Origin of the sequence: Bradyrhizobium sp. 132, from assembly GCF_023074185.1 — a bacterium.
Classification (GTDB): Bacteria; Pseudomonadota; Alphaproteobacteria; order Rhizobiales; family Xanthobacteraceae; genus Bradyrhizobium.
Genome location: NZ_JADPKY010000112.1, coordinates 54,766 through 75,117, shown reverse-complemented (window position 1 = coordinate 75,117; position 20,352 = coordinate 54,766). Strand labels below are relative to the sequence as shown.

The following is a 20,352-nucleotide window of genomic DNA, read 5'->3' as shown; positions in this document are numbered from 1 at the left end:
TCGTCTCGATCTCAGTAGCAGTATCGGGGATCGACCGGGACGTAGGAGCCGTCCCGGCGCTGCATGTAGCAACCGCGCTGATAGGCGTAGTAGCCGGAGCGGCGGCGTTCGCCCTCGGAGGCGATCGCAGCGCCCGTGCCGGCACCGACGACGGCGCCGATGGCGGCTCCACGGCCCCCGCCGAGCGCGCCACCCACGATCGCTCCACCGACGCCGCCGAGGATGGCACCGCCAATTGCGTCCTGCGCCGCCGCCTCGTGGACCGGCATCGCCATCGCGACCGTCAGACATGCCGCGATTGCGAAACTTCCAATACGAAGACCTCGAAGCATGCTCGCCCTCCCCTGTGGCCAGGCGAGTCATAGCGCCGGAAGCGGATTCGGGCCAGACAAATTGCCGACGCCGCGCCTCATCACGTCATGCGGTGGCGCCGGAGGCGTAGCGCAACGGCGGCTTTAATGATGCCGCTTGCGATGCACGGGCTTGCCGATTCATCTCAAGCATCGACCCAGCGCTGCACGGCCTCGGCGGTGTCGGCGGGCGTGGTGTTGAAACAGATCGCGGCGTCAGGCGCCAGGCGGTGGACGAGGTTGAGCACCTTCTCGAACAGCAGCAGGCGCTCCTTCGGCTCGCGCAGGCCCGCGCCGATCACGATGCAGTCGAAGCTCTCGTCGCGCAGCGCCGCCGTGACGCCGGCTTCCGCCGCGGCATCGAGGTCGATCAGGCAGCTCGTGACCTCGTAACCGAGATCGCGCAGGCGCAGCAGCTGCGCATCGATGTAGTCGCGCACGAGTTCCGGCGTGAGCTGCGGGAATGCGCTGTAGTCCGCATTGCCGGGCTCGATGCCGATCGCGAGGACGCGCTTGGTCATGCAGGGCTCCTTGCGGGACTGCCTCGCGCCGCTAACGGAGGAGGATCCCTGCCGGTTCCCTCGGGGGCGACCGCGTCGATCCCGGTGCCGCCGCTCATTTTCCCGGCGAGGCTGTAACCCAGTTCACACGCGCCGCGCCGGCGGCCTGCCAGATTTGGGAGATCACGCTGCCGTCACGCCCTGATCACGGCACCTGGTTCACTTGGACTGACACGGAGTTGCGATAATTCATTCATTGTAGGAGCGGAAAATGGTCTCATTCGAGAGTTTGAAAAGCGAATACGAGCGGAATTGGGCCAATCTCGAGATCCGGCCTCCACGCCTCTCCGACGCGAACGGGGTCGCACGCAAGGCCATTAACGGCAAGGCGACCTATCAGCAGGTCGAGCGGCTGACCGGCGTCCCCTGGTATTTCGCTGCCCTCTGTCATTACCGCGAGTCCAATTTCGATTTCGACACCTATCTCGGCAACGGGGAAACGCTTCATCGCGCCACGACCGTCGTTCCGAAAGGGCGCGGTCCGTTTGCCACGTTCGTGGACGGCGCCGTGGATGCATTCAGAATCGAAAATTTCGTCGGCGCTCACGACTGGGGTATCGCGCGGATTCTGTTCCGGCTCGAGGCGTTCAACGGCTTCGGCTATCACGCCAAGGGCTGCAATTCGCCCTATCTTTATGGTGGTTCGACATTGTATGGCCCGCCCGAGGCAAGGGCCGGCAAGTTCGTCCGCGACCATGTGTTCGATTCGAACCACGTCGATTCCCAGCTCGGCACCGCCGTGATCCTGCATGCGATGATGTCGCTCGATTCCTCGATCACGCTCGACGGCAACCCGCAATTCGCGAGCCGCGTGGAACCGGAGGACGACTCGGCATCGACGATCGTTCTCATGCAGCAGGCGCTCAACAAGCTCGGCGCCAATCCGCCGCTCGACGAGGACGGCATCAGTGGACCGAAGACGAAGACCGCGGTCTCGCAGTTTCAGCAGCGGAACGGCCTGAGGGATACCGGACTTCTCGACGGCGCCACGGTCGCCGCTCTCACGCGCACGGCGCAGTCGGACCCCACCGGACCGACCGGCGATGTGTCCCAGATCATGAAGCGGCTTGAGGACCTCGCACAATTGCTGCGGCCACCGGCCGGCGGTGTGACGCCGGGAACGACGACATCGGGCAACACGCTGCCCGCCACCAACGATCCGATCAGCCTGTTCGAACGGCTCCTTTCCCTCGTCAACAAGACAGCTCCCATGCCAGGACCAGTCACCCCGACCAGCCCCGCCCCCGTCAATCAGTTGAAGCAGGTCGTCGACCTGCTCAGTACCTTGCTCAACAAGGACGGCAAGCCCGTCCTCGGCCAGGTCAACGGCGCGCTCGGCGACACCATCGGCAAGATGCTCGACGGCAAGAAGACTGCGCTCGGCATCGGCGGCTCGCTGATCACGGCGCTGCTCTCTTCGGTGACGGCGAGCCCCAACGCGGGCGGTATTGCCGGGCTGCTCGGGACGATCGTGTCCGCCGTGCCTGGCCTCGGCCAGTTCGCGATGCCGATCTCCCTGGCACTCACGGCCTGGGGCGTGCTCGGCAAGCTGGAGAAGTGGGCCCAAGGCACCGCGCCGCCGCCGAAGGCGACGACGTAACCTGCGGTCATCCTTCGAGACGCCCGCCTATGGCGGGCCCTCAGGATGAGGTCGCATTTCGCGGCGCCTACTGACGCAGCATGATCAGGGGATCGGCGGTATCGGGAACGCGCCGCCATTGCGCGTTGTCGTCGGCCTCGAACTGCCAGGCGTCGCCGGCCTTCGACATCAAAATGATCTGACCGCGCTCGAGCCGCCATTGCGTGGGGTTGAACTGCGCGATGGCCGCGTCGCATTTCGGCTTGAGGAAGACCTGGAAATTGTCGGGCCCGGCTTCCGTGTTGGTCAGCGTCAGCGCGCAGACCGGCTGGCCGTTGCTCCGCACCATCGACCAGTCGCCGATCATCTGGTCCATCGACTTCGCCATCGAGCGGGCGGCGGCGAGGTCTTGCAGGATGTAAACGCCCTCGCCTTGCCGCAGGCCCTCGAAGATACCGGCCTCGACCTCGGTGAAGTCGATCACGGCTTCACCGCTCGCATCCTGCATACGGACGATGTCGAGACCCCTGACGCTCCAGGCGACGATGCCCTTGGTGAAGGGCAGCGCGGCCTTGCAGGCCGGCTCCAGCTCGAGCTTGAAACCCTGCCCGGCTGCCTCGCCCTTCATCGTGATCACGCAGGTCTTGCTGCGCTCGGTGGTCGAGAGCTCCCACTGCCCGACCATTTCCTTCTTCAGGGTCGTCGTATCCTGCGCCTGCGCGAGCGTCGAGGCGGCGACAAGCGCCGCCACCACCCACGCAGCGAGGCGAAGCGCGTTCATCAGCGTCCCTTGAACGGCGTCTCCGCAACCGACGTCAACGGCGCCTTGCCGGCGAACCAGGATTTGAGGTTGTCAACCACGAGCTGGTCCATCGCGTTGCGCGTCACCACAGAGGCCGAGCCGATATGCGGCAACAGCACGACGTTCTGCATGGTCTTGAGCTCGTCCGGCACGGTGGGTTCGGCCGCGAACACGTCGAGACCGGCCGCCAGAATGGTGCCGGACTTGAGCGCCTGGACCAGCGCCGGTTCGTCGATCACGGAGCCGCGCGCGACGTTGACCAGCACACCGCGCGGTCCGAGCGCCTTCAATACCTCGGCGTTGATCATCTTGTTGGTGCTGGCGCCACCGGGGACGATCACCATCAGCGTGTCCACCGCCTTCGCCATCTCGATCAGGTCAGGGTAGTGCTTGTAGGAGACCTCCTTGGACGGATTGCGGGTGTGATAGACCACCGGCACCAGCGAGGCATCGAGCCGGCGCGCGATCGCCTGTCCGATCCGGCCCATGCCGACGATGCCGACCTTGCGGTCGCGCAGCGAGCCGACGCTGAGCGGATAGTTCTGGGTCTGCCAGAGGCCGGAGCGCACATAACGGTCGGCCTTGATGAACTCACGCACGGTGGAGATCAGAAGGCCCATGGCGACGTCGGCGACCTCCTCGGTCAGCACGTCGGGCGTGTTGGTGACGATGATGTTGTGCTCGGCGGCGTATTTGGAGTCGATGTGGTCGTAGCCGACGCCGAAGCTCGCCACCATCTCGATCTTGGGCAATTGCGACAGCGAATCCTTGTCGGCGCGCACGGTGTGATAGGTCACCGCCACGCCGCGGATCTTTTCGCGGATCGCCGGCGTCAGCCGCTCGAGATCGCCCCGCGTCTCCGCCTTGTGCACGACGAAATGATCGGAAAACCCGTTCTCGAGGATCGGCCGGACCGGCCCATAAATCAGAAGGTCGATCTTTTCGGACGAAATCGAACCGGTGGTCATCAGTTGTCCTTTCCAAGCGCGCTCTCATGCCAGCGCCGTAAAACGAGGTGCGAAACTAGCGCCAGCACCCCATAGATGACAATCCCGGCCAGCGACAGCAACAGCAGCGCTGCGAACATGCGGGGTATGTTCAACCGGTAGCCGGATTCGGCGATCCTGTAGGCGAGCCCGGAGCCGGCTCCGGCCGTTCCTGCCGCGATCTCGGCCACGACCGCGCCGATCAGCGACAGGCCGCCGGCAATGCGCAGGCCGCCGAGAATATAGGGCAGCGCCGCTGGCAGCTTGAGAAAGCGCAGGGTCTGCTGTGGCGAGGCGCCATAGAGCTGGAACAGGCCGGCGAGGTTGCGATCGACCGAATTGAGCCCAAGCGTGGTGTTCGACAGCACCGGGAAAAAGGCGACGATGAAGGCGCAGACCACGACCGCGGTCTGCTGCTCCAGATAGATCAGCAGCAGTGGCGCAATCGCGATGACCGGCGTGACCTGAAGCACTACGGCATAGGGGAACAGTGAAGCTTCCACCCATTTGGACTGGTTGAACAGCAGCGCCATCGCGATGCCGCCGATGCTGGCTGCCACAAAACCTTCAAGCGTGGTCAGCAACGTTGCGGCGAGCGATTGTGACAGCACCGCCCAGTCCTTGATCAGCGTCAAAAAAATGACCGAGGGCGCCGGCAGCACGTAAGGCGGGATGTCCTTGATGCGGACCACGAGTTCCCAGGCGAGGAGTCCCGCCGCGAATACGATGACGGGCAGCACGAAACGCAACGCGCGTTTTGCGCCGGACGGCTTTGCCGCGACGGTCGCTTGCGCATTCATAGCGTCGACTGCCCTGAATAGGATGGCGCCAGCGCGGCCGACACGGTCCGGCAATAATCGGAATAGGCAGCCGAGGTGCGAAACCCCTCGCCGCGCGGCTCGACCGTCTCGATGCGGATGTCGGCCTGGATGCGGCCCGGCCGCGCCGACATGACCACCACGCGCTGCGACAGATAGACAGATTCGAACACTGAATGGGTCACGAAGATGACGGTCTTGCCGAGCCTGCGCCACAGCGCAAGCAAATCGTTGTTGAGGCGGAAGCGCGTGATTTCGTCGAGCGCCGCGAACGGTTCATCCATCAGGAGGATATCAGGGTCGGTGACGAGCGCACGCGCCAGCGACACCCGCATCTTCATGCCGCCGGAGAGTTCGCGCGGAAAGGCTTCGGCGAAATCAACAAGCCCGACGCTCGCCAGCGCCTCGTCGGCGCGCGCGCGCGCGTCCGCCTTCGGCACGCCTGCGAGCCTCAGCGGCAGCCGCACGTTCTCGCGCACGCTGGTCCAGGGCATCAGGGTCGGCTCCTGAAACACGAAGCCGATGCCGTGACCTGGCTGAAAATGACCTGGCTGAACATGGCCCGGCTGCGCCTTGCTCTCCTGACGCGCCAACCGCACGACCCCGGACGACGGCGCGCTGAGCTCCGCGATCAGCCGCAGCGCGGTGGATTTGCCGCAACCGGACGGTCCCAGCAGCGAGATGAACTCGCCCTTGCGTACCGCAAGATCGAGCGGGCCGAGCGCCATCACGCCGTTGTCATAGGCCTTCGTCACGCCGCGCAGGCTGACGGCGAGGGCCGTCAGGCCGGTCTCGACCCCCGCCGTAGTTTTGACTGACGACATCGACCTTGCGCTACGGCTTGCTGGGGCGCAGCTCGACGCCGACGCCCTTGTTGACGAAGCGCAGCGTATAGGATTTGCGGAAGTCGAGGTCCGGCTTCACGACACCCGCCTTCACCATCTTGTTGAAGAAGGAGGTGTAGCGATCGTCGCTCATCGCGCCGATGCCGTTCTTCAGCGACTCGCCGGAATCGACGATGCCGTATTCCTTCATCTTGGCGACGGAATAGGCGAGCAGTTCGTCGGTCATCTCCGGATTGAGCTTCTTGATCATGGCGTTGCCCGCGGAATTGTCGCGGTAGATGTAATTGTACCAGCCGACCATGGAGGCGTCGACGAAGCGCTGCACCAGGTCGGGCTTCTTCTCGACCACGTCGCGGCGGGTCTCGATCAGGGTCGAATAGGTGTTGAAGCCGTAATCGGCGAGCAGCAGCACATTGGGCTTGAAGCCGGCCGCCTTCTCGACCGCGAAGGGCTCGGAGGTGACGTAACCCTGCATCGCGCTCTTGGGATTGGCGATGAAGGGCTGCGGATTGAAATTATAGGGGCGAACGTTCTTCTCGCTGAAACCGTATTCGGACTTCAGCCACTGGAAATAGCTGGTCATGCCCTCCTTGGAGACGAACAGCGTCAGCGGCTTGAGGTCCTCGATCTTGGCGACCTTGGCGTCGGGCTGCGTCAGCATCACCTGCGGATCCTTCTGGAACACCGCGGCGATGGTGACGACCGGGACGTTGTTGGCGACCGCGTCGAACGACATCAGCGTGTTCGCGGCCATGAAGAAATCGATCTTGCCGGCGATCAGCAGCATCCGGTTGTTCTCGTTGGGCCCGCCGGGGACGATGGTGACGTCGAGGCCGTATTTCTCGTAGGTGCCGTCGGCGACGGCCTGGAAAAAGCCGCCATGCTCGGCCTCGGCAACCCAATTGGTGCCGAAGGTGACCTTGTCGAGCGTTTCGGCACGCACGGGCAGGGCCGCGAGAGATGCGGCCACCAAGGCCCCCGTTAACGCTCGCCAGAGATGGATGAGACGCATGATTGGACTCCGTCGATCGTTCCGGCCCATGATAACAAGGCAATCGGGGACGCAAGCCGGCCGAGTCCGCGTCCCCTCCATAACCCCAAACTACGTGACAAATTTGGGCAAAGAAACCTCCAAAGAAACCTTGATGACGCCCTCCCGCGACTGGACCGATATCCGCTGGTCCGAAGCTGGCCTCACCGACGTGTCGCGCTGGATCGCAGTGCTGCCGCTGGCGGCGACCGAGCAGCACGGCCCGCACCTGCCGCTCACAACCGACGTGCTGATTGCGGACGCCTATCTCGCGCGCATGCACGAGCTGTTGCCCGCGAACATTCCGGCGATTTTCCTGCCTGTTGAGCCGGTCGGGATTTCCACCGAGCATATCGACTATCCGGGCACGCAGACGCTGCCGACCGAAATCGCGCTGAAGAGATGGACAGGAATCGGCGAGGACGTCGCGCGGCGCGGATTGAAGAAGCTCGTCATCATCACCAGCCACGGCGGCAACAGCGCCGCGATGATGCTGATTGCTCAGGATCTTCGCGCGCATCACAAGCTGCTGGTGGTGACGACGTCGTGGTCGCGGCTGTCAGCCGCGGACAAGCTGTTCCCGGCCGACGAAGTGCGCCACGGCATTCATGGCGGCGCGGTGGAGACCTCGATCATGCTGGCGCGCTATCCCGATCAGGTGCGCGCCGATGCAATCGCGGATTTCCCCGCGAGCAGCATCGCGTTGGAGAAGCAATATCGCTGGCTGTCGACGCAGCGGCCCGCGCCCTTCGCCTGGCAGGCGCAGGATCTCCACCCGAGCGGTGCCGTCGGTAATGCGACGCTGGCCGTGGCCGCGAAGGGCGAGCAGCTGATCGACCAGGGCGCCCGCGCCTTTTGCGAACTGCTTGCCGAGGTCGATAACTTCGACGTGAACAGGCTCGCCAAAGGCCCCCTCGGCTAGCTCGTATCTCATTGTAATCATTCAGGAAGGATTCGAACTGCGCGACTGAATTCGCGGCCTTCGAACCGGATTCGAGGAGCCTCCGTCCAACTGGGCACGCGGGCCACAACGGACCGCCTCAACCCGGATGGAGTTTCAAATGTCGATCAAGACCAAGATTTTCGCAGTTGCCTTCGCCGCGCTCACCCTGACCGGCAGCGTCGTGGCCACCACCTCGCAGGCGCAAGCCAAGCCGCTCGGCTGGGGCGTCGGTGTCGGCCTGGGTATCGCTACCGCCGCCGTCGTCGGCACCGCGATCGCCGCCAGCAACGATCCCTATTACGGCTATCACCGCTGCGGCTGGGTCGCCCGGTACAACGCCTTCGGCCAGTACGTTGGCCGCGTTCGTAGCTGCTACTGATTTGAGTACCTGAGGCCGATCTCACGTGGATCCTGCGTCCGACACGGGCGCCTCATCCACCCCGTGTCGTGCCCCGACCCCGCCCGGATGTCCCCCCGGGCGGGGTCATCCGTTTTCAGGCCTCGGGAATTTGTTGCAGTCCCGTCACACCGAGGTGCGAACTATCCTCCGCGGCAATCCGCATCAGTTGCTATTGCGAATTAATTGCAATAAGGTTTGCAACGGGCTCAGGGGCTTGGGAAGAAACTGCGCCGGATCGAGATCATCTCGTCCGATCGCGGGAGCACCCAAGACCTGATGACAGGGTCGCCGCGAATCGGCAGGGATATCGCGGCGGGTGGGACACATTCGCGTTTGGGGGCGTGCGTTTTGGCGTTGAGGGGTCACCGACAGCTGTACTTGCGGACGGCCGCGGCGATTGCCTCGGGCGTATTGGCTTTTCCCGCCACCGGCAACGCGGCCGACCTGCCGCTGAAGGCGCCGGCGCTGAAGGCGGTCTACGACTGGACGGGCCTGTATATCGGTGCACACGCCGGCTATAGCCTGGGTTCGTCGCGCTTTGCGCTGAACGACGGCACAGGGATCAACGACAGCGGCGTCTTCAGCGGCATGATCGGTGGCGTGCAGGCCGGCTACAATTACCGGCTCAACTCCGGCTGGCTGGTGGGCGCCGAAGGCGATTTTTCGTTTCCCAATTACATCACGTCCAACTCGATCGTCTCCTTCCTGGCGACACCCGCCAACACCGTCACGCAGCAATGGGACTACACCGCGAGCCTGCGCGGCCGCCTCGGCTACACCAGTGGTCCGTGGCTGGTCTATGCCACCGGCGGCTTTGCATGGATGGGCGAGCGCTATTTCGACACGCCGGCCGCAGGTGACGTCCCGAAAATCCTGAACACGCGGCCCGGCTGGATCGCCGGTGCCGGCATCGAATACGGCTTCGCGCCGCATTGGAGCGCGCGAGTCGAATATCTCTACAGCCGCTTCGACAGCGCCAATGTCGCCTTCTCCACGGGCGCCCAGTACACTTCCTCGTCGCTCGATTTCCAGTCGATCCGGCTCGGCCTCAACCGCAAGGTCGATTGGCCGGGCATGCCGAGCTACAACCCCAAGAGTTCGGCGATCAGTTCGCTGATCGACACTGAATCGGATCGCTGGGAGATTCACGGCCAGAGCACTTATCTGCCGCAAGGCTATCCGTCGTTCCCTGCTCTCTACACCGGGCCGAACTCGCTCTCGCCGTCGGCGCAGGCCAAGGCGACGTGGAGCAACAGCCTGTTCCTGAACGCGCGGCTGTGGGACGGTGGCGAGGTCTATTACAATCCCGAGCTGCTGCAGGGATTTGGATTGAACGACACCGTTGGCGCCGCGGGCTTTCCGAATGGCGAAGCGCAAAAGTCGAACTTTCCCTATCCGCATTACAACACCTCGCGCCTGTTCGTGCGCCAGACGTTTGGCTTTGGCGGCGAGCAGGAAGAGCTCGCGAGCGGCCAGCTGCAGCTTGGGCAGAAGGTCGACGTTTCCAGGCTCACGGTGCAGGCCGGCAAGTTCGCGGTGATCGACGTGTTCGACGGCAATGCCTACGCCAAGGACACCCGCAAGGACTTCATGAACTGGTCGCTGTGGGCGCCGGGCGCCTTCGACTATTCGGCCGACAAGGTCGGCCTCACCTACGGCGTCACCGCCGAGTTCAACCAGAAGCAATGGGCGCTGCGCGGCGGTTATTTCCTGATGGTGGCGGAGCCCAATTCAAATCATTTCGACACCAAGGCCGGGGAGCGTGGCCAGTACGTGGTCGAGATCGAGACGCGCTTCTCGCTGTTCGGCCGACCCGGCAAGCTCAGGACCATGGGCTGGCTCGACAGCGCCAATATGGGCAGCTTCCGCGAAACGCTGGACAATCCCGCGCTCAATCTCGACATCGCCCAGACCCGGCGCGGCCGCATCAAGGTCGGCTACGTCGTCAATCTCGAACAGGCGATCACGGACGATGTCGGGCTGTTCGGCCGCTGGAGCTGGAATGACGGCAAGAGCGAAACGCTCGCCTTCACCGATATCAACCGCAGCCTGTCCGGCGGTCTTTCGATCAAGGGCACGAAATGGGGCCGGCCCGATGACGTGATCGGCGTCGGCGGCGCCGTCAATGCCATCTCGCAGGATTATCGCGACTTCCTGGCCGCCGGCGGCCTCGGTGTTCTCATCGGCGACGGCGCGCTCAACTACCGCAGGGAACGAATCCTCGAAACCTACTACGCCTACGCGCTGAACAAGAATCTCACCTTCACCGCCGACTACCAGCTGATCGTCAATCCCGCCTACAACGCCGATCGCGGGCCGGTGTCGGTGTTCTCGGGCCGGCTGCACGGCGAGTTCTGAGCGCTGCCCGCGACGCGTTTCCTATGCAGCGCGGATGGCGTCGAGAAATTTTCCGACCTCGACCTTGAGGCGGCTGCTCTCGCCGGACAGCGACCTCGCTGACGCAAGCACGTTGGAGGAGGCCGATCCGGTCTGGCTCGCGCCGCGCTGCACGTCGACGATGCTGGCGGAGACCTGCTGGGTGCCGCGCGCCGCCTCGATGGTCGCGTTGAGTCCCAGTAGATTGGTCTGGCCCGCGATCTGGCTGATGAGCTCGACCACGTCGCCGATCCGGCCGGCAGCCTTGGCGAGCTCGCCGACATGGTCGTTGGTCGTAGTTGCGCGGGGTGCCGGCGTCGCTAGCGTTCAGTGACGCGAGAGGTTCCCTCGGCCCGGATGCGACAGAATCGTCGGCATTTCTTCCCCGAATACCTATATCAATGCTTGCGCCGCCGTCTGGCCACACTCCATTACCTCGGAACGTCAATGCTCTCCGTCGAACTCGCCATCGTCGTCGTCCTGATCGTCATCAACGGTTTGCTCTCCATGTCCGAGCTGGCGGTGGTCTCCTCGCGCCCGGCACGGCTGTCCATACTTGCCGCCAAGGGCGTACGCGGCGCCGAGCGGGCGCTGACGCTCGCGGCCGATCCCGGCAAATTCCTCTCGACGGTGCAGATCGGCATCACGCTGGTCGGCGTGCTCTCCGGCGCGTTCTCGGGCGCGACGCTCGGGCAGCGGCTGACGCAATGGCTGCTCGAACTCGGCTTGTCCGCAGGGATTGCCGACATCGTCGGCGTCGGCATCGTGGTCACGCTCATCACCTACGCCACCCTGATCGTCGGCGAGCTGGTGCCGAAGCAGGTGGCGCTGCGCGACCCCGAGAGCATCGCGGTCAAGGTCGCCCCCGCGATGCACGTTCTGGCGCGGGTCTCGCTGCCGCTGGTTTTCCTGCTCGATCTCTCCGGCAAGCTGATCCTCTCGCTACTCGGCCGCGGCGGCAAGGCCGAGGAGAAGGTCTCGGAGGACGAGATCCATCATCTGGTCAGCGAGGCCGAAAGCGCGGGCGTGCTGGAATCGGGCGAAAAGGAAATGATCGCAGGCGTGATGCGGCTTGGCGACCGGCCGGTCGGCGCAATCATGACGCCGCGCACGGAGGTCAACGAGATCGACCTGCGCGATGCACCGGAGAACATTCAAGCGACCATCGCGAAGAGTCCGCATTCGCGCTTCCCCGTGTCCGACGGTGACCGTGACAAGCCGATTGGCGTGCTCCAGGCCAAGGACCTGCTGGTCGCCTACATGAACGAGCGCACGCCGGATTTGCGCGCGCTGGTTCGCGAGGCGCCGGGCATTCCCGCGTCGGCGGATGCCCGCGACGTGCTCGCGATCCTGAAGGCTGCGCCGGTGCATGTTGGCCTCGTCTACGACGAATACGGCGCCTTCGAAGGCATCGTGACGACGGCTGACATTCTGGAATCGATCGTCGGCGCCTTCCATTCCGAGGAAGGCCCGCCGGAACCGGCCTACGTCAAGCGCGCGGACGATTCACTGCTGATCTCAGGCTGGATGCCGGTCGACGAGTTCGGCGAGCTGCTCGGCATCGAACTGCCGCCGCACCGCTACAACACGGTCGCCGGCTTCGTGCTGCAGCAGTTCAACCTGCTGCCTGATGTCGGCGACGCCTTCGACCTCGGCGGCTGGCACATCGAGGTGATCGATCTCGACGGGCGGCGGATCGACAAGATTTTGGCGAGCCGGATCGGCGAAGTCGAGACAGGATAAGATGCTGCCTGTCTCCGCGAAACTCGATTACAAGAGAAGCGCTCGCGGAGAGAACCCCTCACCCGAACCTCACGCCGATCCGCTTTTCCTTGCGCCAGACCACGGTGCAGGCGAGATGCGTGCCGTCAACCTGGACGAACAGGGTGAAATGGTCGGGGATGCCGACGGGGCTGGAGACGTCGAGCGCGGCGCCGGTACCGGACAGGTTGCGGACGGTGCAGTCGATCGCGCCGCCGCCGAACTCGATCGTCCCGGCCTTCAGCACGCGATGCCTTGCCTTGTCGCGTCGTTCGTCCATGGAGCCAGTTTACACCCGAAGCTGACACGGACGTTAAGCTGCAACCTCGCTCCCGGGAAATTTACGCGCGGTCAGACGTGGGGCGGTATCATGCGGTGGACCGGCGCCTACTGCGCCGGCTGGAACGTCTCCGTCCGCGCCATCTGCCAGGCGTCCCGGAAGCGCGGGTCTTCGGTGCCTTCGAGCAACTCACCCGGGCGCAGCGACGGGTAGAGCTGTGCGAAGGATTTCACCTGGGTCGTCGAGGTCCGCTGGCTGAAGTGGATCGGGCGCAATTGCTGCGGATGTTCAAGGCCGGCCGCGGCAATCAGCTCGCTCAGCGAGTGCAGCGTCGCATGGTGGTAGTTGTGCACGCGGTCGATCTTGAGCGGCACATAGAGCGCGCGGGCACGCGTCGGATCCTGGGTTGCGACACCGGTCGGGCAGCGGTCGGTGTGGCAGCTCAGCGACTGGATGCAGCCGAGCGAGAACATGAATCCGCGCGCCGAATTGCACCAGTCGGCACCGATCGCCATGGCGCGCGCCATGTCGAACGCAGTGGCGATCTTGCCGGAGGCGCCGAGCTTGATGCGGTCGCGCGCATTGATGCCGATCAGCGCATTGTGGACGAAATTGATCCCTTCGCGCATCGGCATGCCCAGATGATCCATGAACTCCAGCGGCGCCGCGCCGGTGCCGCCCTCGTTGCCGTCGACGACGATGAAATCAGGATAGATGCCGGTCTCGATCATGGCCTTGCAGATCGCCAGAAATTCCCAGGGATGGCCGATGCAGAGCTTGAATCCCGTCGGCTTGCCGCCGGAGAGGCGGCGCATCTCGGCGATGAACCGCATCATGCCTATTGGCGTCGAGAAGGCGCGGTGCGAAGCCGGCGAGATGCAATCCTCGCCCATCGCGACGCCGCGGATCTTGGAAATCTCTTCCGAAACCTTCGCCGCCGGCAGCACGCCGCCATGGCCGGGCTTGGCGCCCTGGCTGATCTTGAGCTCGACCATCTTGATCTGGTCCTGGGTCGCGACGCGCGCGAACGCCTCGGGATCGAAGCTGCCGTCGAGATGGCGACAGCCGAAATAACCCGAGCCGATCTCCCAGATGATGTCGCCGCCCATCTCGCGATGATAGGGACTGACGCCGCCCTCGCCGGTGTCATGCGCGAAGGCGCCCTTCCTGGCGCCGGCATTCAGCGCTCGCACGGCGTTCGGGCTGAGCGCGCCAAAACTCATCGCCGAGATGTTGAACACCGAAGCGGAATAGGGCTTCGCGCAATCCGGCCCGCCGATGGTGACGCGGAATTTCTCATCGGCATGCGTCTTCGGCGAGACCGAGTGATGCATCCACTCGTAGCCCTCGCGGTAGACGTCCTCCTGGGTGCCGAACGGACGCTTGTCGAGCTGCATCTTGGCGCGCTGATAGACCACCGCACGGATGTCGCGCGAGAACGGCATGCCGTCCTTCTCGCTCTCGAAGAAATACTGCCGCATTTCCGGACGAATCTCTTCGAGCAGGAAGCGGATATGCGCCGAGATCGGGTAATTACGCAGAACCGCATGGCCCTTCTGCATCAGGTCGCGGACGCCAAGCGCCGTCAACGCGCCGAAGATCAGGATCGGGATCAGCAGGATGTCGAAGATCTTGCGGTCGGCGATGCCGATGCCGATCAGCAACGCGGTGACCACCGCGCAGATCGTCAGGATGATGAAGCGTGGGGAGAATGGCAGCAGCAGGGTTTCCATGATCCCCTCTTCCGCCAGCGCCAGACGTTTGGGCGATAAGTGCTTGGACGATTCCTGCGTTGTGTTGTCGTCGGCCACGATTCCCATCCTCTCGCCAGCATGAGGCGATACGATACGCCCGCGCCCGTCATACGGATATGACGCGGCCCTTGTTTCAGGCTAGCGAATTCGGGGGAGACAAATCAATCAGCCCGATGGGCGGACTTTTGCAGTGCAGCAGAAGTGCTGGGGAGGACGGACCATTAACCGGTCAAGGCGCTTTACCCATAGCCTTCGTCCTGACGAAAGCCAGGACGACACCGAAAGGGCCTACCGCTCGACGAACGCCTTTTCGATCACGAAATGGCCGGGCTTGTTGCCGGAGCCCTCGACGAAGTCGCGGCCCTCGAACATCACTTTCAGCTCTTCGAGCATCCCCGGGCTGCCGCACATCATGACGCGGTCGGTCGCGATGTCGAGCGGGCCCTGGCCGATGTCGTTGAAGATCTGCTCGGAGCTGATGAGATCGGTGATGCGGCCGCGGTTCTTGAAGGGCTCGCGGGTCACGGTCGGGTAGTAGATGAGCTTGTCCGCGAGCAACTCCCCGAACAGTTCGTCCTCGCGAAGGCTGGCGACGAGCCTCTCGCCATAGGCGAGCTCGGAGACCTGACGGCAGCCATGCACCAGCACGATGCTGTCGAACTGGTCGTAGACCTCGGGGTCCTTGATCAGGCTGGCGAAGGGCGCCAGGCCCGTGCCGGTCGAGAGCAGCATCAGCCGCTTGCCGGGGATGAGGTTGTCGGTGATCAGCGTGCCGGTCGCCTTGCGGCCGACCAGGATGGTGTCGCCTTCCCTGATCTTCTGGAGACGCGACGTCAGCGGGCCGTCCTGGACCTTGATCGAGAAGAACTCGAGCTCCTCCTCGTGATTGGCGCTCGCCATGCTGTAGGCGCGCAGCAGCGGGCGGCCCTCAATTTCGAGGCCGATCATCGCGAACTGGCCGTTCTGGAAGCGGAAGCCGGAATCGCGGGTGGCGCGAAAGCTGAACAGGGTGTCGGTCCAATGCTGGACGGAAAGAACTTTCTCTCGGTAAAACGCGCTCATGATTTTTCGATATTCCGAATAATTGCGGTTTTAGGGCAAAAGCATTGCCCGGCCCCTGAAAGCGGAGCGGACACCATTGCCATGGCGGAGGATTTCTCGTGTGTGATCTACGCCATTGAGACCAATAATCAACCTCGTTCCGGATGCAATTGATGCCGGTCAAACCGGCGTTTGCAGCGGAAATGGCCGCATCATTAGTGAATCTGCTGCCGGGCACGCGCGAAGGGCAATTTCTTTTCCTTCCAAGGCCTCATTGCAGCACTTAATTTCCGTCGCGCTCGCGATAATTTCATTAAGAATAGCTCTGACTTTCACCCTGGATTGGCGCCGTTTCCCGCATTTTTGCGGCTTTTGGCGACAGGAACGACGGAAACTGGCGACCGACACATGGCGGCGAGCGGCGAGCGGATCTTCGTCCAGGCGATCAGGCGCTATTGCGCGAACCATGGCATCGCGCTCGATGTCCGCGCCGGCGGCTGGCTGCTCGCGATGCGCCGGGGCGCGCAGCACCACTTCGCCTTCGGCTACGACGTTGGCCTCAACAGCGCGATTGCGCATCGCATCGCCAACGACAAATCGGCGACCGCCGAGGCGCTGACGCTTGTGGGCGTGCCCTGCATTCCGCATCACCTCTTCCTCAATCCGAAGCTGGGCATGAATGTTGTTGGCGCCGGCTGGCAGGAGGCAATGCTTGGGCTGCTTCGCGACAATTCGCAGGGCGTGGTGGTGAAGCCGAACGAGGGGACGTCGGGACGATCCGTCTTCAGGGTGGCGACGCAGGCGGAGCTCGACCACGCGGTTGGCGAGATTTTTTCGATGAGCGCCGGGCTCGTGATCTCACCCTACGTCGCGATCGAGGAGGAGGTCCGTGTGGTGCTGCTGGATGATGTGCCCCGTGTGATCTACAGCAAGCAGCGTGGCTCGGATTGGCGGCACAATCTCGATGCCGGCGCAAAGCCCGTGCTGGCGCAGAATGGCGAGGTCCGCGCGGCCTGCGGAAAACTTGCCATCGACGCAGCCAACGCGATCGGCATCCGCTTCGCGTCGATCGACGTGGTCCGTGTCGATGGCGCGTGGATCGTGCTCGAGATCAATTCCGGCGTGATGATGGAGGCGCTGGCGAAGCTGCATCCGGAGTTGGTGCAGGCGACGTATGATGCGGCGCTGGATCGGGTGTTTGGCGACGAACGCTGAGCGCCCCCGCGCGCTGTAATCCTTCTCCCCTTGTTGTGGGAGAAGGTGGCGCGAAGCGCCGGATGAGGGGTTCTCTCCATTCGCGGGACACGGCGCTCGTCGCACATGCCCTAATTATTCGCGCTCGCGGAATCGTCCATCGCCTTGAAGGCTTCCTCCAGTTGCAGCGAGATCGGCACGTTCAGCCGTTCGCCGGTCGGAAGCCTGGCGGTGAACCATTTGTTGTAGAGCGGGACGAGGTCGTGGTTGGACCCCAGCTTGCGGAAGGTGCGATCGACCACGACCGTCAGTTGCGGTTCGCCCTTGCGGAACATGATGCCGTAGGGGTCGTAGGACAAATAATCGCCGGTGACGCGGAACCTGTCCTGCGCCTTGTGGCGCACGATCAGGCCGGACAGCAGGATATCGTCGGTCGCGAAGGCATCGGCCTTGCCGTCGACGAGCATCTGGTACGACTGTTCGTGATCGGCACCGACAACGATGGTCAGTCCCAACGCGGACTTCTTGTCGGCCGCCTGGATCGCCTGCTCGTTGGTGGTGCCCTTCGTCACCACGATGGTCTTGCCCTTCAGATCGGTCAACGACTGGACGCTTGATGCCTTCGGCACCATCAGCTTGGTACCGGCGACGAACATCAGCGGCGAGAAGGCGACGCGCTTGCCGCGCTCCGCATTGGCCGTGGTCGAGCCGCATTCCAGGTCGATCTTGTTCTGGAGCACGGCGTCGATGCGGTCGTCCGAGGTGACCTTGACGTAGCCGATCTTCAGATTGGGATCGTCGACCTCGACGCCGATCTCCTCGACGATAGCTTCGCAGAGTTCGAGGCTGTAGCCGATCGGCCGGTTGGCCTGGTCGAGGAAGGAGAACGGCGGCGAGCTTTCGCGATAGCCGAGCCGCACGGTGTGACTGCTCTTGATGGCTGACAGCGTCGGGCTAAGCCCTTCGCTGCCGCCGGTCTGGGCGGAGGCACCCGTTGCCAGCAGGCACGCTGTCAGCAACAGGCCGCCCGAAATCACCGTTGAAGGGCGCATGATGCACCTCCCGTCAATGGCCGGCCATAGCAGGCACTTCGCCGGGGATCATGTCCCCCGGCACGGCGTCGCCCGCTCCAAGCTCGTGCTCGGGGCCGAGTTCGCCTTCCCACTTCGCCACGACCGAGGTCGCGAGCGTGTTGCCGATCACATTGGTGGCGCTGCGGCCCATGTCGAGGAAGGTGTCGATGCCCATGATCATCAGCAGACCCGCCTCGGGAATGCCGAACTGCGACAGCGTCGAGGCGATCACCACGAGAGAGGCGCGCGGCACACCGGCGACGCCCTTGGAGGTGATCATCAGCGTCGCCAGCATCGCAAGCTGCGTCGAGAGCGACATCTCGATATGATAGGTCTGCGCGATGAAGATACTGGCGAAGGTGCAGTACATCATCGTGCCGTCAAGATTGAAGGAATAGCCGAGCGGCAGCACGAAGCTCGATATTCGCGAGGAGGCGCCGAACTTGTTCAGCCCCTCCAGCGTCTTCGGGTACGCCGCTTCCGAGCTCGCGGTGGAGAACGCGATCATCAGCGGCTCGCGGATCAGCTTCAGCAGATGGCTGTAGCGCGGCCCGATCACGATGAAGCCGACCACCACGAGGATGCCCCACAGGATCATGAGCGAGAGATAGAAGCCGCCCATGAAGACGATGAGCTTCCAGAGCACCAGCAGGCCGTTCTTGGCCACGGTCGCGGTGATGGCGGCCCACACCGCGATCGGCGCGAACAGCATCACATAGCTCGTCACCTTGAGCATGATGTGGCCGATATCGTCGATCAGCGCCAGGATCGGCTTGGAGCGCTCGGGCATCGAGCCCATCGCCACCGAGAAGAACACGGCGAAGATCACGATCTGGAGAATCTCGTTCTGCGCCATCGCGTCCGCGATCGAGGTCGGGATCAGATGGGTCAGGAATTTCTCGATCGAGAACGCCGAGACCGGCAAGCCCGTAGACTGTCCCTTGTCCGGCAGCGTGCCGGGGAAATTGGCGCCGGGCTGAAGCAGATTGACCATCACGAGGCCGAGCATCAGCGAGACGAAGGACGCGCTGACGAACCAGCCCATGGTCTTGGCGAAGATGCGGCCGAGCTTGGAGCCGGAGCCCATATGGGCGATGCCGCCGACCAGGGTCGCGAACACCAGCGGCGCGATGATCATCTTGATCAGGCGCAGGAAGATCACTGCGATCAGATTGATGGAGGAGGCCCAGTCCCCGCGCGTATCCGGCATGAAATTGTAGATCGCCGAGCCCATGACGATGCCCAGAGCCATCGCCGCCAGAATGTATTGCGTGAACCTGTTCGACATTGGTTACCCCCACGACACCGGCCGCTTCATGATGTCGCAGATACGACAACGAAGCAACACGCTTTGCGTGTGCTCGCAATGACGGGATCTTCCCGTTGCGGAACTGGCGCCGGCGATCTAGCTTTCATGCAGCGCACAACGAATGCGGCCTGCACGTTTTCTTTGCGGTGGCTGCATCAATAATCGTCAAACAAACGAAGAGGAAACACCATGAGCGGCAGCGTTAATCGCCAGATTCTTCTGGTGGAAAAGCCCAGCGGCAAGCTCGGTCCCGAACATTTCAAGATGGTCGAGGGTGCAATGCCGGAGCCGAAGGACGGCGAGGCTTTGCTGCGCGTGCGTTATATCTCGCTCGATGCCGCCAACCGCGCCTGGATGCACGGCGCGACCTATCGATCCGCCGTCGAGGCCAACAGCGTGATGGCCGGCGGCGGCATCGCCGAGGTCGTCAGCTCGAAGGCGCCCGGGCTCGTGCCGGGCGACATCGTGTTCGGCGACACCGGCTGGCAGGAGTTTGCCGCCGTGCCGGCGAAGCACCTCACCAAGATGCCGAAGCTCGAACCTATGACGCATCTGCTCAGCGTGTTCGGCATCGCCGGGCTCACCGCCTATTTCGGCCTGCTGGAGATCGGCAAGCCGAAGCAAGGCGAGACGGTCGTCGTGTCCGCGGCGGCAGGCTCGGTGGGCTCGATCGTCGGGCAGATCGCGAAGATCAGGGGATGCCGCGTGGTCGGCATCGCCGGCGGCGCCGACAAGTGCAACTGGCTGACCTCCGAACTCGGCTTCGATGCCGCCGTGGATTACAAGGACGGCGCGGTGTTCAAGGCGTTGCGCGCGGCGGCGCCCAAGGGGATCGACGTCTATTTCGACAATGTCGGCGGCGACATTCTCGAAGCCTGCCTGCCGCAGATGAACAATTACGGCCGCATCGCCTGTTGCGGCGCGATCTCGCAATATGACGGCGCGCCCTCCGCACACGGCCCGCGCGGCGTGCCCGGCTTGATCGTGGTGAAGCGGCTCGTCATGCAGGGCTTCATCGTGATGGACTACATGAAGGAGAGCCAGCGTGCGCTCGCCGAACTCCAGGCCTGGGTCGCATCCGGCAAGCTAAAGGTGCAGGAAGACATTATCGACGGATTGGAGAACACGCCGAAGGCGCTGATCGGATTGCTTGCGGGCGAGAACCGCGGCAAGCGCATGGTCAAGCTCTGACGACGTAGTTACGTCGCAATTTGCGCAGGTAATATCTACTTGCGGTAGTGGCCAAAGCGG

At 63.6% G+C, this 20,352-nt stretch carries 19 protein-coding genes and 1 pseudogene; 7 read left to right on the top strand and 13 right to left on the bottom strand.

The genetic code is table 11. The annotated features are described in order from the left end of the window. Nucleotides 1-11: 11 nt before the first annotated feature. Both IVA74_RS23720 and IVA74_RS23715 read right to left on the bottom strand, forming a co-directional pair. Nucleotides 12-332, bottom strand: a complete 321-nt coding sequence (locus IVA74_RS23720; protein ID WP_247348654.1) for a hypothetical protein — start codon at nt 330-332, stop codon at nt 12-14. A 164-nt stretch (nt 333-496) separates the two neighbouring features. After that, complete coding sequence (locus IVA74_RS23715) at nt 497-871, bottom strand: hypothetical protein (protein WP_247348652.1); 375 nt, start codon at nt 869-871, stop codon at nt 497-499. Between the two features lie 250 nt (nt 872-1,121). Here IVA74_RS23715 and IVA74_RS23710 point away from each other — a divergent pair, with 250 nt between their 5' ends. Beyond that, entirely contained in the window at nt 1,122-2,510 is a 1,389-nt protein-coding gene (locus IVA74_RS23710; protein WP_247348650.1) for a peptidoglycan-binding protein, read from the top strand. A gap of 67 nt (nt 2,511-2,577) precedes the next feature. On the opposite strand, the gene IVA74_RS23705 is transcribed toward IVA74_RS23710, so the two are convergent. From IVA74_RS23705 to IVA74_RS23685, 5 genes are read right to left on the bottom strand one after another with little or no spacing between them, the layout of a single operon-like run. Further along, nucleotides 2,578-3,270 carry an AprI/Inh family metalloprotease inhibitor gene (locus tag IVA74_RS23705; protein WP_247348649.1) on the bottom strand — a complete coding sequence of 231 codons (693 nt, stop codon included), beginning with the start codon at nt 3,268-3,270 and terminating at the stop codon, nt 2,578-2,580. Then, nucleotides 3,270-4,259 carry a 2-hydroxyacid dehydrogenase gene (locus tag IVA74_RS23700; RefSeq protein WP_247348647.1) on the bottom strand — a complete coding sequence of 330 codons (990 nt, stop codon included), beginning with the start codon at nt 4,257-4,259 and terminating at the stop codon, nt 3,270-3,272. The genes IVA74_RS23705 and IVA74_RS23700 overlap by 1 nt, the downstream gene beginning before the upstream one ends. Then, nucleotides 4,259-5,077 carry an ABC transporter permease gene (locus IVA74_RS23695; RefSeq protein ID WP_247348645.1) on the bottom strand — a complete coding sequence of 273 codons (819 nt, stop codon included), beginning with the start codon at nt 5,075-5,077 and terminating at the stop codon, nt 4,259-4,261. The genes IVA74_RS23700 and IVA74_RS23695 overlap by 1 nt, the downstream gene beginning before the upstream one ends. Beyond that, the gene (locus IVA74_RS23690; RefSeq protein ID WP_247348643.1) at nt 5,074-5,919 is read right to left on the bottom strand and encodes an ABC transporter ATP-binding protein; all 846 of its coding nucleotides are present in this window, start codon (nt 5,917-5,919) and stop codon (nt 5,074-5,076) included. The genes IVA74_RS23695 and IVA74_RS23690 overlap by 4 nt, the downstream gene beginning before the upstream one ends. Before the next feature lie 10 nt (nt 5,920-5,929). Next, entirely contained in the window at nt 5,930-6,952 is a 1,023-nt protein-coding gene (locus IVA74_RS23685; RefSeq protein WP_247348640.1) for an ABC transporter substrate-binding protein, read from the bottom strand. Nucleotides 6,953-7,085: 133 nt separating this feature from the next. On the opposite strand from IVA74_RS23685, the gene IVA74_RS23680 reads away from it, so the two are divergent. The 3 genes from IVA74_RS23680 to IVA74_RS23670 all read left to right on the top strand — a co-directional run bounded on the left by IVA74_RS23680 (nt 7,086) and on the right by IVA74_RS23670 (nt 10,671). Then, nucleotides 7,086-7,892: a creatininase family protein gene (locus IVA74_RS23680; RefSeq protein WP_247348638.1), complete on the top strand. Its 807-nt coding sequence runs from the start codon at nt 7,086-7,088 to the stop codon at nt 7,890-7,892. A gap of 139 nt (nt 7,893-8,031) precedes the next feature. After that, nucleotides 8,032-8,292: a hypothetical protein gene (locus tag IVA74_RS23675; RefSeq protein WP_247348637.1), complete on the top strand. Its 261-nt coding sequence runs from the start codon at nt 8,032-8,034 to the stop codon at nt 8,290-8,292. Between the two features lie 399 nt (nt 8,293-8,691). Beyond that, nucleotides 8,692-10,671 (top strand): carbohydrate porin, encoded by a 1,980-nt coding sequence (locus IVA74_RS23670; protein WP_247348635.1) that lies wholly within the window; start codon nt 8,692-8,694, stop codon nt 10,669-10,671. Between the two features lie 21 nt (nt 10,672-10,692). On the opposite strand, the pseudogene IVA74_RS23665 reads toward IVA74_RS23670, so the two are convergent. Further along, nucleotides 10,693-10,995 (bottom strand): annotated as a pseudogene (locus IVA74_RS23665) (methyl-accepting chemotaxis protein); the annotation flags it as partial. A 141-nt stretch (nt 10,996-11,136) separates the two neighbouring features. Between IVA74_RS23665 and IVA74_RS23660 the strand changes: the two are divergent. Next, the gene (locus IVA74_RS23660; protein WP_247348633.1) at nt 11,137-12,432 is read left to right on the top strand and encodes a hemolysin family protein; all 1,296 of its coding nucleotides are present in this window, start codon (nt 11,137-11,139) and stop codon (nt 12,430-12,432) included. A gap of 58 nt (nt 12,433-12,490) precedes the next feature. On the opposite strand, the gene IVA74_RS23655 is transcribed toward IVA74_RS23660, so the two are convergent. The 3 genes from IVA74_RS23655 to IVA74_RS23645 all read right to left on the bottom strand — a co-directional run bounded on the left by IVA74_RS23655 (nt 12,491) and on the right by IVA74_RS23645 (nt 15,546). Further along, complete coding sequence (locus IVA74_RS23655) at nt 12,491-12,730, bottom strand: PilZ domain-containing protein (protein WP_247348631.1); 240 nt, start codon at nt 12,728-12,730, stop codon at nt 12,491-12,493. 107 nt (nt 12,731-12,837) lie between these two features. After that, nucleotides 12,838-14,550 (bottom strand): FMN-binding glutamate synthase family protein, encoded by a 1,713-nt coding sequence (locus IVA74_RS23650; RefSeq protein ID WP_247348629.1) that lies wholly within the window; start codon nt 14,548-14,550, stop codon nt 12,838-12,840. A 222-nt stretch (nt 14,551-14,772) separates the two neighbouring features. Continuing rightward, nucleotides 14,773-15,546, bottom strand: a complete 774-nt coding sequence (locus IVA74_RS23645) for a ferredoxin--NADP reductase (RefSeq protein WP_247348627.1) — start codon at nt 15,544-15,546, stop codon at nt 14,773-14,775. Between the two features lie 387 nt (nt 15,547-15,933). On the opposite strand from IVA74_RS23645, the gene IVA74_RS23640 reads away from it, so the two are divergent. Then, nucleotides 15,934-16,740: a RimK-like protein gene (locus tag IVA74_RS23640; protein ID WP_247348625.1), complete on the top strand. Its 807-nt coding sequence runs from the start codon at nt 15,934-15,936 to the stop codon at nt 16,738-16,740. A gap of 110 nt (nt 16,741-16,850) precedes the next feature. On the opposite strand, the gene IVA74_RS23635 is transcribed toward IVA74_RS23640, so the two are convergent. Both IVA74_RS23635 and IVA74_RS23630 read right to left on the bottom strand, forming a co-directional pair. Next, the gene (locus IVA74_RS23635; RefSeq protein WP_247348623.1) at nt 16,851-17,771 is read right to left on the bottom strand and encodes an amino acid ABC transporter substrate-binding protein; all 921 of its coding nucleotides are present in this window, start codon (nt 17,769-17,771) and stop codon (nt 16,851-16,853) included. Between the two features lie 13 nt (nt 17,772-17,784). Next, a complete protein-coding gene (locus IVA74_RS23630; protein ID WP_247348621.1) occupies nt 17,785-19,080 on the bottom strand; it encodes a dicarboxylate/amino acid:cation symporter in 1,296 nt (431 codons plus the stop codon). Nucleotides 19,081-19,290: 210 nt separating this feature from the next. Here IVA74_RS23630 and IVA74_RS23625 point away from each other — a divergent pair, with 210 nt between their 5' ends. Then, entirely contained in the window at nt 19,291-20,292 is a 1,002-nt protein-coding gene (locus IVA74_RS23625) for an NADP-dependent oxidoreductase (protein WP_247348618.1), read from the top strand. Nucleotides 20,293-20,352 lie beyond the last annotated feature (60 nt).

Excerpts from the sequence above, each read along its gene's own strand:
- IVA74_RS23720 (WP_247348654.1), bottom strand. The coding sequence starts at position 332 with ATGCTTCGAGGTCTTCGTATTGGAAGTTTCGCAATCGCGGCATGTCTG.
- IVA74_RS23715 (WP_247348652.1), bottom strand. The coding sequence starts at position 871 with ATGACCAAGCGCGTCCTCGCGATCGGCATCGAGCCCGGCAATGCGGAC.
- IVA74_RS23710 (WP_247348650.1), top strand. The coding sequence starts at position 1,122 with ATGGTCTCATTCGAGAGTTTGAAAAGCGAATACGAGCGGAATTGGGCC.
- IVA74_RS23705 (WP_247348649.1), bottom strand. The coding sequence starts at position 3,270 with ATGAACGCGCTTCGCCTCGCTGCGTGGGTGGTGGCGGCGCTTGTCGCC.
- IVA74_RS23700 (WP_247348647.1), bottom strand. The coding sequence starts at position 4,259 with ATGACCACCGGTTCGATTTCGTCCGAAAAGATCGACCTTCTGATTTAT.
- IVA74_RS23695 (WP_247348645.1), bottom strand. The coding sequence starts at position 5,077 with ATGAATGCGCAAGCGACCGTCGCGGCAAAGCCGTCCGGCGCAAAACGC.
- IVA74_RS23690 (WP_247348643.1), bottom strand. The coding sequence starts at position 5,919 with ATGTCGTCAGTCAAAACTACGGCGGGGGTCGAGACCGGCCTGACGGCC.
- IVA74_RS23685 (WP_247348640.1), bottom strand. The coding sequence starts at position 6,952 with ATGCGTCTCATCCATCTCTGGCGAGCGTTAACGGGGGCCTTGGTGGCC.
- IVA74_RS23680 (WP_247348638.1), top strand. The coding sequence starts at position 7,086 with ATGACGCCCTCCCGCGACTGGACCGATATCCGCTGGTCCGAAGCTGGC.
- IVA74_RS23675 (WP_247348637.1), top strand. The coding sequence starts at position 8,032 with ATGTCGATCAAGACCAAGATTTTCGCAGTTGCCTTCGCCGCGCTCACC.
- IVA74_RS23660 (WP_247348633.1), top strand. The coding sequence starts at position 11,137 with ATGCTCTCCGTCGAACTCGCCATCGTCGTCGTCCTGATCGTCATCAAC.
- IVA74_RS23655 (WP_247348631.1), bottom strand. The coding sequence starts at position 12,730 with ATGGACGAACGACGCGACAAGGCAAGGCATCGCGTGCTGAAGGCCGGG.
- IVA74_RS23650 (WP_247348629.1), bottom strand. The coding sequence starts at position 14,550 with ATGGGAATCGTGGCCGACGACAACACAACGCAGGAATCGTCCAAGCAC.
- IVA74_RS23645 (WP_247348627.1), bottom strand. The coding sequence starts at position 15,546 with ATGAGCGCGTTTTACCGAGAGAAAGTTCTTTCCGTCCAGCATTGGACC.
- IVA74_RS23640 (WP_247348625.1), top strand. The coding sequence starts at position 15,934 with ATGGCGGCGAGCGGCGAGCGGATCTTCGTCCAGGCGATCAGGCGCTAT.
- IVA74_RS23635 (WP_247348623.1), bottom strand. The coding sequence starts at position 17,771 with ATGCGCCCTTCAACGGTGATTTCGGGCGGCCTGTTGCTGACAGCGTGC.
- IVA74_RS23630 (WP_247348621.1), bottom strand. The coding sequence starts at position 19,080 with ATGTCGAACAGGTTCACGCAATACATTCTGGCGGCGATGGCTCTGGGC.
- IVA74_RS23625 (WP_247348618.1), top strand. The coding sequence starts at position 19,291 with ATGAGCGGCAGCGTTAATCGCCAGATTCTTCTGGTGGAAAAGCCCAGC.